The organism is Pseudoalteromonas sp. BSi20480 (assembly GCF_000241365.1).
GTDB lineage: Bacteria > Pseudomonadota > Gammaproteobacteria > Enterobacterales > Alteromonadaceae > Pseudoalteromonas > Pseudoalteromonas marina.
The window spans coordinates 1-11,803 of record NZ_BADX01000017.1 but is presented as its reverse complement, the minus strand read 5'-3'; the positions used below and the strand labels follow the sequence as shown (position 1 = coordinate 11,803).

Genomic DNA, 11,803 nt, shown 5'->3' with positions numbered 1-11,803 from the left:
CAGTCCTTTTTTTATTGTTTTAGCAAAAATCAGCTATCAACAGACACTTCTACACTTCTTCGTTTAAAAATACGTCTGTAAGTGTTTTTAAATAAGGCCCCAATATCACCTAATATAATGTACAAACAAGGTACAAGAATAAGCGTAATTAAGGTTGCAAACATAACTGCAAATCCCAGCGCAACTGCCATAGGAATTACAAACTTAGCCTGTAGGCTAGTTTCAAACATAATAGGCAACACACCAGCAAACGTAGTGATTGAGGTGAGTAATATTGCTCTGAAACGCGCACAGCCGGCTTCAATTACAGCATTTTTAACGCTAACGCCTTGCTTACGTACCTGGTTTACATAGTCGGTCATAACCAAGGAGTCATTAATTACAACGCCCGCTGCAGCAATAAGACCAAAGCCAGACATTAAGCTCATATCCAAATCAAACCAGTAGTGCCCCCAAATAGCCCCCGTTAAGCTAAACGGAATAACCGACATTACAATAAGCGGTTGTGAATAGCTTTTTAGTGGTACAGCAAGCAGTATGTAAACTAGTATCATGCCTCCAATAAAAAACAACATTTGCTCATTGGCTTGCGCCTGTTGCTCCTCAATAGCACCACCAAGTTCTGATTTAACGCTTGGGTATTCTTCTTTAAGCTGTGGTAATAGGTTTTCTTTTACCTGTTTAACCACTTCGCCCGGCTCAATTTGCTCTTCATCAATACTGCCGTACACATAAACAGTTCGATATCCACCTTCACGGCGAATGTAGCTAATACCGGGAGTTTCGGTTAGCTCAACCACATCACCCAATAACACTTCGCGCCCTGTTGGTGTAGTCACCACTGTATGTTTAAGTGATGAAAATGCTTCGCGTGTAAGTTTAGGGTAACGAACCATTACACGGACTTCTTCACCATTTCTAATTACGCGCTGTGCTTCGCCACCATAAAAGCTAGCGCCAACTTGATTGGCAATGCTGGCAAGATCTAACCCCAAATCAAATGCAACGGGTTTTAAACTCATTTGCACTTCTTTACTGGCTGGATCTATGGTTGAACTTATATCAAACAAGCCTTCTTGCTGTTGGAGCAATTGAATAAAACGGCGCCCTGCTTCGTTTAATGTATCGATATCAGACCCAAATAGAAGGTAACCAAACTCGCCACCACCGTTGCCGCCACCGCCGCCGACGTCGTCTTGAATAGTTAACGATTTAACACCTGCAATATTAGGCATGGCTTCACGCCAACGGCGCGATAATTCAAACGCATCGTAAGGACGTAAGTCTTCATCAACTAATGGGGCTAATAATTGCGCCTCTGTGCGGCCTTGGTTAAACACGAGTAAATCGCGGATAATTTTTTGACCTGTTTGACGCTCTGTTTCTTTATCTACCTCAAGCACCATCGCTTCTATTTCACGAATAGCATTAATAGTTTGAATGTCGGATACGTTGTCATTCATTTCAATATTAATTTGTGGGAAATCATGCGGTACTTTAGGTGAAGGAATAGTGCGCACCTGATTTGAAGCAATTAATGCAAAAGTCACGACTAATAAAGCAATAAAACTAAATAAAACAGTCCAACGCCATTCAACACACTTAGAAACAAAACGTTTATATGGGCCGTTTACAAAACCAAAAAAGCGGGTATTAAATCTATCTCGCCAGCCACCTTTTTTAATAGGAGTAAAATGTGTATGTGCAATATGCGCAGGTAATATGAGCTTCGATTCAATTAAGCTAAATACCAAACATAGCATTACAACAACAGCAATACCGTAAAAAAAGGCACTTTCAGGGCCGCTCGAAAGCGTAAACGGCGCAAATACAGCAATGGTAGTAAGTACACCAAATGTCGCTGGGGTCGCTACACGCTTTGCACCTCGTACAACGTTATCGACACCGCCGCCACTTTTTTCAACCTCACTGTATGCGGCTTCGCCTATAACTATGGCGTCATCCACCACAATCCCTAGCACCATGATAAACGCAAATAACGAAACGATATTTATGCTAATACCAAATAGTGGCATCACCATCATCGCGCCTAAAAAGCACACTGGTAAACCTATCATTACCCACAATGCCAACTTAAAGCGTAAGAATAACGACAACATAATTGCGACTAAAATCGCACCTTGAAGAAGGTTTAATTTCATCATATCTAAGCGAGCATTTAGGTAGTACGTCATATCCATTAAAGGCTCTATACGCACACCCGGTGGGAGCTCTTTATTCTTTTTATCAATATACGCTTTAACCGATTCAGCTACCGGAATAATATTTTGTGATTGCGTTGCTTTTACTGATAAATAAACGGCATTTTCACCATTAAACTTAAAATAACGTTCACCTTCAGTAAATTGATCTTTAATTGTGGCAATATCTTGCAGTAAAACTTTGGCACCATACTCGCCAATTTTTACCGGAATTTGTCTAAATTCTTCGCCTGAATAAAATTGGTTTTCAACACGAACTGATATAACGCCCGCATCAGTTTTTAACTGACCTGCCGAAAAGTTAGCTGAGTAACGACGCACGGCATTCATAACATCTGAAATTGTTAAGTTGTACTGGCGTAATGTATCTGGGTCGATTTCAATCGCTATTTCATCAAGCGGTACATCATTGACCACAAGCGATACATTAGATAATTGCAGCAATTCATCTTCAATATTATTTGCTATCGGCTTAAGCTCAAATAAAGGCAAGTCTGCAACCAGTGTCATACCTATTACATCTTGTCTAAATTCAATCTGACTTATGGTGACCGGTTCCATGCCGGCTGGAAAAGTAGCAATACCGTCAACACGCAATTTTACTTTATCAAGCACATCGGTGAGTTCTGCGTCTGTATGAATTTCAAGCCTTGCAGAGCCGCCGTTTCTAAATGCGCGATACACGCCTTTTTTTATTTCGGTAATATCTTTAAGTGATTCTTCAATTTTTATAAGAATACTTTCTTCAATTTCCTGAGGAGAGGCGCCTGGGTAATTAGCGTTTACGTTAATATAATTAATTTCTATATTAGGAAACATTTGTCGCTGAATCGTTTTGTAGCTTAAAAAACCCATTACGATAATAAACAACATCATTAAGTTTGCAGCAACCGAGTTATTAGCAAAACAAGCTATTAACCCTGTTTGTTTTGTTTGTGTTGATTCACTCATTGTTATTACACCTTAAAGCTGTTGCGTGTTTGAGGTGCTCACATCAGAGCTTTCAGGTGCCGGTTGGGCACCTGCTATTTTAACTTCCATTCCCTTTTGAGGGTATTCTGGTAACGTAACCACCAGCTTATCATCAGCTTTTAGGCCACTACTAATATAGAAGTACTCGCCTTCTTCTCGTATTACCGTTACCTTTCTTGGTTCAAGGGTTTGATTTTCACCAACCACCCAAACGGTTTGGTTGTTAACAAGCGCTTGAGGTAAACGGTAGATATTATTTAATGTTGTACCAGCAAAATTAACCTGTACGTAACTGCCAAATTTAATTGCTGGCTGCTTATTTTTAAGGCCATATGGGTCTTCAATTCGCACCACTAAACTGCTCATACGTGTTGCGTTATCTACAATACCTAAATCGCGGTCAATAACGCCTTCACGAGTAAAGCTATTAAGGCCTTTTTGAATAACTGTTGCGGTAATCCCTTTAATACGCTCAGGCAAAAACACACTATCAAAGCCTGCAATAGGAATAATTACTTCAGCAGTTTCTATATTGTTTAGCTCAGCGACTTGCGAGCCCATTGTCACGTATTGGCCCACACCTACATTACGGCTCACAATAAGTGCATCGTAAGGTGCTTTAACATCACAGTTTTCTAAATCTCGCTGCGCACGTTTTAATGCTGCTTGCGCTGATTTAACATTTGCTTGCGCACTAAGTACTTGAGGCTTGCGTAAAAATAAATCAGTACGCGCTTTACTTGGAAAGCGTTTTGCTTCGTCTTCAGCTACTTTTGCTTGCGCTTGTTCTTCAATTAAACCCGCTTGGGCACGAGCAAGTTCAGCTTCAGCCACGAGCACTGCAGCTTCGTAGTTATCTTTTTCAATCGAAAATAAGGTTTCACCACGTGCTACAACCCCACCGGCAACAAAGCTCGGATTCCAACTCAGTACCTCTCCCGATACCTGTGCAGACAGTTGTGTATTTTCCAGCGGCTTTACTTCTCCATAGCTGTTAATTACAACCTGATGGTCGTTAGCCGAAACCGGCTCAACTTGAACAGTAGGTCGCGTATCAACTAACGCTTTTTTTTCTTGTTCATTTGCAAGAGCGTTTATTGCTTTAAAACCAACAACTCCTATAGCAAGCGCAACAAATGGAAAAACCCATCTAAGTGAATTTGTTTGCATATCCTAATTACCCCAAATTTCTATTAACGCCATAATAACAGAGCTTAATTAAACAATTACGTGACATTTGTAAGCAACTGTTACAAATGTGCATTAATTATACTTCTCGTAATTAATTACTTAATTATAAATTAGATTATATAGCCATAAAATTATATTTTGTTACAAACTTTTACTATTTAAAATCAATACATTAAATAAAAAAGGTATTATTTCATCGATTTGTTGTACGAAACAAATTGAAATTACGTACAGTAAAAATAAATTAACAAACGAAAAGATGACATTATGAAACTAACCACCCTAACTCTTGCGCTCAGTATTGCTCTAAGCGGCCATGCTTTTGCCAATGACAAAAAAGACGAAAAAAAACCAAAAACATTAAGTGAAATGATCAAAGGTCAAACCGAATTTGCCGGTATATTTAACCTTTATCAGGACGAAAAAACGGGTAAGCATTTAATGGTCATTAACGAATCGCAGCTTGATACTCCTTTCGTTTATTTTGCTCATACAGTTGATGGGGTGACTGATGCTGGACACTTTCGTGGATCTTACCGTGAAACCAAACTCATTGAGTTTAGAAAGTACTTCGACCGTATCGATATTATAAGTAAAACACCTCGTTATAAATTTGACGAAAACAGTGCCATTTCAAAAGCCAGCAATGCAAACATTAGTGAAGCTGTGCTTGCGAGTATTAAAATAGAAAAAGAAGAAGACGGTAAAATTGCCTTTAACGTCAATAAGTTATTTTTAAGTGAAGCACTTCATAAAGTATCTCCTACTATAAATCCCGCAGATAAAAATGCGAAAAAACGTTTTAAACTAGGCAAGCTAGACAGCAAAAAATCGCGCATTATTAAACAGCGTCCTTACCCTAATAATTTAGACGTTGTCGTAGATTACGTATTTACCAATGCAAGTCCAACCGTTCGTGGCTCTGGCGCAGTAAGTGACCCGCGTAGTGTTTCTGTGAAGGTTCAGCATTCATTTGTAGCACTCCCACAAAACAACTACCAACCTCGTTTAGACGATGCGCGCATTGGTTATTTCACAAACCAGTTTGATCAAATGACGTCAACTGATTGGACGCCTTACGAAGATGTTATTAAGCGCTGGGATTTACAAAAGAAAGACCCAAGCGCTGCACTTTCAGAGCCTGTAAAACCAATTACATGGTGGATAGAAAACACCACGCCAATAGAGTGGCGTGACACAATTAAAGACGCTGTACTTGCATGGAACAGCTCTTTTGAAAAAGCAGGCTTTAAAAATGCTTTAGAAGTAAAAATACAACCTGATGATGCCGACTGGGATGCAGGCGACATTAATTACAACGTACTGCGTTGGACCTCATCGCCTAAACCACCATTTGGTGGCTACGGGCCTGCACTTGCCAACCCGCTAACAGGCGAAATACTGGGCTCAGACATTATGCTTGAGTTTGTATTTATGAAAAATCGCTGGATTTACGACACCCTTTATACACAAGGCGCGATGAGCCACAGCAATAGTACACATACTGGTGAATTAAACTGCTCATTAGGTCATGAAATTCAACAAAACCTTATGCTTGCAAAAGGCTTAGCTGCTGGCGATAGCATTGAAGAAAACGAAATGATACGCCAAGGGTTAACACAGCTTATTCTGCATGAAGTAGGTCATACACTGGGCCTTAACCACAACATGAAATCATCTATTTTGTGGAATGAGAAAGAAGTGCACGATAAGAGTAAAACCCAAGGTATCGTAACAGGCTCAGTAATGGATTATGCACCGGCTAACATTGCGCCGATTGGCATGCAGCAAGGTGATATTTTTCAAACTAAACCAGGCCCATACGACGACTGGGCTATTAACTACGGATACAGCGTAGCGCTGGCTGATGAATCTGCCGAGCAAGCTCGTCTTAGTAAAATTCTTGCGCGTTCTAGTGAGCATGCTTTAGCGTTTGGTAACGATGCAGACGATATGCGCGCGCCGGGCCGTCATATCGATCCCCGCGTAATGATTGGCGATTTGTCATCAAACCCAGCGGCGTATGGTGCAGACCGCATGGCACTTATTAATAAACTGTTTACTGAGCTTAAAGATAAAGCCACTGTTGAAGGCGACTCTTACCAGCAACTTGTTACCTCAGCTAATAGCTTATTTGGTCAGTACAGATCGCAGGCGGGTATTGTATCTCGCCAAATTGGTGGGGTTTATGTAGAGCGCGCCGTTGTAGGTGATACAAACGCCGACAAGCCTTTCACCCCGGTGCCGCTTGAAAAACAAACTCAAGCCATGGAAATTCTAGCCGAGTACGTGTTTGCACCTGATGTGTTACAAAGCATGCAACCGCTTTATAACTTCATGCAGCAACAGCGCCGCGGGTTTAATCACTATGGTAAAAATGAAGACCCTAAACCTCACAAAATGATTTTAGGCATGCAAAAGTCTGTGCTTGCACAGCTGCTGCACCCAGCGGTTTTACTGCGTATTTCAGATACCGCTTTATACGGAAACGAATATAGCTTAAATCAATTTATGGGGGATTTAACGGCGAGTATTTTTGTAAAAGACGCAGAGGCCAGCTCAATCAGTCACAATTTACAAATTGAATATGTAAACCAACTGATCGCTATTGCGGGTTTAGGCAAACCAAGCAAGTTCGATAACCTCGCTAAAACAGCCGCGCTTTATCAGTTAACCGAAATAGCGGATACAAGCCTGTCATGGGGCGCAGATACTGCAGCCAAAGCCCATAAAAAGTATATTGATCGCTTAATTGCAAAAGCACTCGAAGCGTAAATAGTTGTAACAAAAAAAGGCCACATTGATTGTGGCCTTTTTTATAAACTTAATTCCTATCACCATTAAAGGTAAATTCTGCCTTTTAAATACCTAACAGCATGGCCTGTTAAAGTTACCGTTGACTCCCCAACATCGCACTGTATATGACCACCTCGGCTAGATGCCTGATAGGCAGTTAATTGTGTCTTCTCTAACAGTTTTGCCCAATATGGAGCAAGCCCTGTATGAATAGAGCCCGTGACATAATCTTCATCGCCACCGCTGGCAGGCCAAAAATAACGAGAAACAAAATCGTATTCATCACTAGGCGCAGTGGCAACTACATCGTGTGGCGCTAGCGTTTTTAAGAGTGCCGAGTCGGTATTTAAGCTCTTTACTTGCTTAGCCGATTCATAAACAGCAAAGTAAGCTTGACGATTTTTAAGTACCTTAATAGGTTGTATAGACAAGCCATTTAACAGAGCCTGTGGCGGGTTTTTAACCTCTTGTGGTGCTTGTTTAGGGAATGTCATGGCGAAGCTGCCATCATTGTTTTTATTAACAATCAGCTCACCCACTGCATCAGCGATAAAGCGAATTTGCGATACATTATGTTCTTCACATAATACATACGCAGCAGCCAAAGTAGCATGGCCACAAAAGTCTATTTCCATTAAAGGTGAAAACCAACGAATAGCAAAACGCCCATCGGTTTGCCTACAGGTAAACGCAGTTTCAGATACGTTGTTTTCAGCGCCTATGTTTAGCATTAGGTCATCATCCAACCACGACTCAAGTGGGATAACAGCTGCATAATTGCCTTTAAATAAAGCGTGTGTAAACGCATCAATTTGGTGAATAGTTAATTGCATTAGTTTGCACTGGGTTATTTTTCATAAGTTAAAAATGCCACAATTAACTTAATTAAACACTACACTTTTTTATAATTAAGCCATTACTGGTCGCATTTTATAATATTGCATACAACCAAACTGCACGGCATTAGTCAGCAACAACATGATAAACATAAGTAAGTGTGAAGTACTTGGTGTGGTATTTGTTAACTCAACAACTAAGCCACAAATGCCCGCTATGAACTGCAAACTAAAATAACGAGCACTTAAGTTACTTACATCACCTGTGCGCAGCGTTTTGTAGGTTTGTGGCATTACGCGCACTGAGCTCATCACCAATCCTACATAAGTAAGTGCGTTGAGCACCCATGCGGTATCAAAGTTTGGACTTAATAACAGCGAAAACGGCATAAGCGAAAAGCCAAGCATAAGCACTAACTGAAGCCGTTCTTGCTTTGCGGCGTTGTAACGGGCAAAAAAGTACAATATCAAGCCGCTTAATACGCCTGTTACAAAAAAAGGTAAAGCAATAAAGTATCGCTCAAAATAAATGTTATACGTTATGAAATAGAGACTCTGTGCGACTCCAAATGTCATCATCAGCAAAGATAAACCAGAAACACTTCTGTTTTTTCTAATTTTATTTAGCAATGGTAAAAAGCTAAAAAGTAAAATAAATGAAGACAAAATAGGCAAATAGTGCGCCAAAACAACCTCGCTGTTACATAACGGTTACTTTAATTACTTAATAAAAACATTTATTAAACATCTGTTTTAAAAGGCTTTTACTGTGAGCGCGGCATTGTAGAGTGAAGTTAATTTAACTCAACTAAACAGCAAAAACCCTTTCAAGGAACTGGAAACTTATATTTACAAAATATGTTATGTAATGTGCACAGTTTATTAATTTCCCGAATACTTACTCAACCACTGTTAAATACAAATAACAATTGATATCATTTGTATATAAGTGAATTAGATAACGATAACCCATGAGAAAAACACTTTTCAAAATTCATAGCTGGATTGCTCTCATTGCAATTATTCCATTAATTGTAATAAGTATTACTGGCAGTGTGCTTGTATTTAAAAGCGAGATAGATGGCTTACTTATGCCCGAAAGTCATTTTGTGATTAGCACTCAACCTGAACGTTTGAATATGGATGAGTTAATTTCCATCACTCAGAACGCTTACCCTGAGTATGTCATTGGTAGCTGGGAAATTTTTAACGACGATACTGCTGATCGGGTTTACTTAATCGAGCGCGAGTCGCAAATTTGGTATAAATTTCATTTAAATCAATATACTGGTGATATTTTGTCAACTCCCGTGGGAACGAGCCATTATTTTACAGATTGGTTTTTAGAACTCCATTACACCTTTTTACTCAATGATTTAAAAAGCTTACCAGGCCAAACAGGCACCGTTTTGGGGTTCTTTTTTGCTTTATTTTTATTGGTGCTCGGAATAACCGGTCTCATTATTTACAGAAAATTTTGGCAACGCCTGTTTACCGTGCGTTGGCGCGCAACATTACAAATCGTATTAAGTGATATTCATAAAATGACTGGTGTTATTGGCTCACCTATTTTAATTGTTTTAGCTATAACCGGTGGTTATTTTAATGGTGCCGTTTGGTATCACGAAGTACTTGAACACGCTGAAGAAGAACATCATTCCCTAACCAAAAACCTGTATAGCAAAAATGTTTCCTTCCAAGATATTTTAGATGACAGCAAGCAACAAATAGCCACGTTCAACAGCACTTACTTGGTTATGCCATTAGAGCCTGATGACAACATTACTGTATTTGGTGAAGTAAATTCTAATAACCCACTGGCAAGTGAATACGCTAATACCGTTTCGTATAACAAAATCACTGGTGAGCATATTGCCAATTGGGATATACGCCAAGTAGGTCTTGGCTGGAAAGTGCTAGACAGCTTTCGTAAGCTTCATTTTGGTTATTTTGCTGGCCTAATAAGTAAAATACTGTGGAGTTTTATAGGTCTAAGCCCACTATGGCTAAGCGCTACTGGCTTTTATTTATGGTTCACACGCCGCAAACGTAAAAAACAATCGCAAAAAAATCGTCATAATAAACAACGAACAATAACCGCTTGATTAAAAAGTCACCTCAATGTAATGTTAAAAATCACATTGAGGTGGCTTATGAAATCTATAGTATTAGTTACATTATTTTTGGTATTTCTAAGTGCATGTAAAAGCACTCCAACAACGCCTACAGTTGAGCAACCCCAGCTTACTGCGCTTATTAATCACACCCGCTTTAAACAAATAGATACTCCCACCGAGTTGAATATTTTTGAATTGCCAAACGCCGAAAAAAAACGCTTTTTAGCTTATGCCGACCAGCAGCAACTAAACGGTGTTAGAACCGATCGTATTATTTACAACTATTTAGAAAACCAACTTAGCGATTTTAGTTATCATGGTGACACATTAACTTCTTCGCAAACTCTGACTCGCGCACACGGCAACTGTATTAGTTTAGCGGTTCTTACACAAAGTTATGCAAATGCGCTGGGGCTAGAAACCAGCTTTCAAGAAGTTACTAGTGAACCTGTGTACGCAAAAGAAAGTGGAATGGTCTATGTAGCTAATCATTTCAGAACCATGGTATATGCACCAAAAGTTGAGAAAAAAGAGAACGTTATTCAAGTTTTTCGCCCAGGTACCCTGATTGATTATTTTCCTACACGCGGTAGTTTTTATTCTGGCAGCGCCAGCTACAACGACTTAGTTGCGAAGTTTTATGGCAACTTAGCAGCTAAAGCATTTGCTGAAGAAAATCTTAACGCTGCTTATTCTTTTATTTTACAAGCCAATAAATTTACCCCGAATGATGCTGAGCTTTTTAACATGGCGGGTATGTTACATCGCCGTGTGGGAGATTTAAAAAACGCAGAAGTAATTTACGAAACAGCAATAAACAATAATTTATCGAGCGTCAATTTAGTTAATAACTATCAACTATTAGCTAAACAACTTGGTAAAACTGTACTTGTAGAGCAACTAACCAGCCAATTAAATTACAAAGAAAGAGATCCTTATGAACTGCTTGCTCTAGCAAAAAACGATTTACAAACCGGTTTTATTAATCGAGCAAAAGACCACTTAGAACTCGCTATCGTTAAAGCTCCCTATATTTCTGAGCTATACCTAGAGCTTGCTAAAATTCGCTACCAGCAAGGTAAAAAACAGCACACAAAGAGGCTAATTGAAAAAGCAATTGAGTATGAGCGAGACGATAAAAAGTTAAACGTATATCAAGCCAAATTGTTGTCGCTGCAATATAAAGATTAGGGTGAATTGAACTGTGGTTAATCGATTTACTACCCACAGTTCAGATTAACTCAATAAATTTATTTAAAGCGAATAGTAAAAGCTCAGCCATGCACGCATTTCATCGTCAAAGCTACTGCCCTCAACACGCGACACACCCACATTAAATGTTAAATCATTGACACCCGCAGGTCCCATGCCAAAGCTAAAGTCACCTTGATATTTTAAACCGTAACTTTGTGCGTAAACGCTACCATCTAATTGATGTTGAGTGTAATACAGCCACGGCATACCTTCTTTATATGCAACTCCGCCGCCATACCCTTGGTAACGCTCGGCAGTTGCACTATAAAAAGGCAGATCAGCAGCAAGCACAAATTCACTATTGTAGTGTTGGTTTATAAGGTTTGAGTTAAACCCGCCTAGCGCAAGGCGTGCATCGTCTCGCTGCTTTTGTGTAAAGTTAATGTACAAAGGAGCGTTATACACCTTACCAAAT

At 39.6% G+C, this 11,803-nt stretch carries 7 protein-coding genes and 1 pseudogene; 3 read left to right on the top strand and 5 right to left on the bottom strand.

What is annotated here, in order from left to right:
• Positions 1–29: 29 nt before the first annotated feature.
• On the bottom strand, positions 30–3,173 hold the full coding sequence (locus P20480_RS15730; RefSeq protein ID WP_008126915.1) for an efflux RND transporter permease subunit: 3,144 nt from the start codon (positions 3,171–3,173) through the stop codon (positions 30–32).
• 12 nt (positions 3,174–3,185) lie between these two features.
• Positions 3,186–4,364 carry an efflux RND transporter periplasmic adaptor subunit gene (locus tag P20480_RS15735; protein WP_008126914.1) on the bottom strand — a complete coding sequence of 393 codons (1,179 nt, stop codon included), beginning with the start codon at positions 4,362–4,364 and terminating at the stop codon, positions 3,186–3,188.
• Between the two features lie 288 nt (positions 4,365–4,652).
• On the opposite strand from P20480_RS15735, the gene P20480_RS15740 reads away from it, so the two are divergent.
• Positions 4,653–7,160, top strand: coding sequence for a zinc-dependent metalloprotease (locus tag P20480_RS15740; RefSeq protein WP_008126913.1), 2,508 nt, complete (start codon positions 4,653–4,655; stop codon positions 7,158–7,160).
• A 65-nt stretch (positions 7,161–7,225) separates the two neighbouring features.
• Here P20480_RS15740 and P20480_RS15745 read toward each other — a convergent pair whose 3' ends face one another.
• Positions 7,226–8,014, bottom strand: a complete 789-nt coding sequence (locus P20480_RS15745; RefSeq protein WP_008126911.1) for a PhzF family phenazine biosynthesis protein — start codon at positions 8,012–8,014, stop codon at positions 7,226–7,228.
• A gap of 75 nt (positions 8,015–8,089) precedes the next feature.
• On the bottom strand, positions 8,090–8,704 hold the full coding sequence (locus P20480_RS15750; RefSeq protein WP_008126909.1) for a SemiSWEET family transporter: 615 nt from the start codon (positions 8,702–8,704) through the stop codon (positions 8,090–8,092).
• Positions 8,705–8,988: 284 nt separating this feature from the next.
• Here P20480_RS15750 and P20480_RS15755 point away from each other — a divergent pair, with 284 nt between their 5' ends.
• Both P20480_RS15755 and P20480_RS15760 read left to right on the top strand, forming a co-directional pair.
• Positions 8,989–10,122 (top strand): PepSY-associated TM helix domain-containing protein, encoded by a 1,134-nt coding sequence (locus P20480_RS15755; protein WP_008126907.1) that lies wholly within the window; start codon positions 8,989–8,991, stop codon positions 10,120–10,122.
• A gap of 48 nt (positions 10,123–10,170) precedes the next feature.
• A complete protein-coding gene (locus P20480_RS15760) occupies positions 10,171–11,325 on the top strand; it encodes a tetratricopeptide repeat protein (RefSeq protein ID WP_008126905.1) in 1,155 nt (384 codons plus the stop codon).
• Between the two features lie 63 nt (positions 11,326–11,388).
• Here the strand turns inward: P20480_RS15760 and P20480_RS15765 are convergent.
• A pseudogene (locus P20480_RS15765) lies at positions 11,389–11,803 on the bottom strand (TolB family protein); the annotation flags it as partial.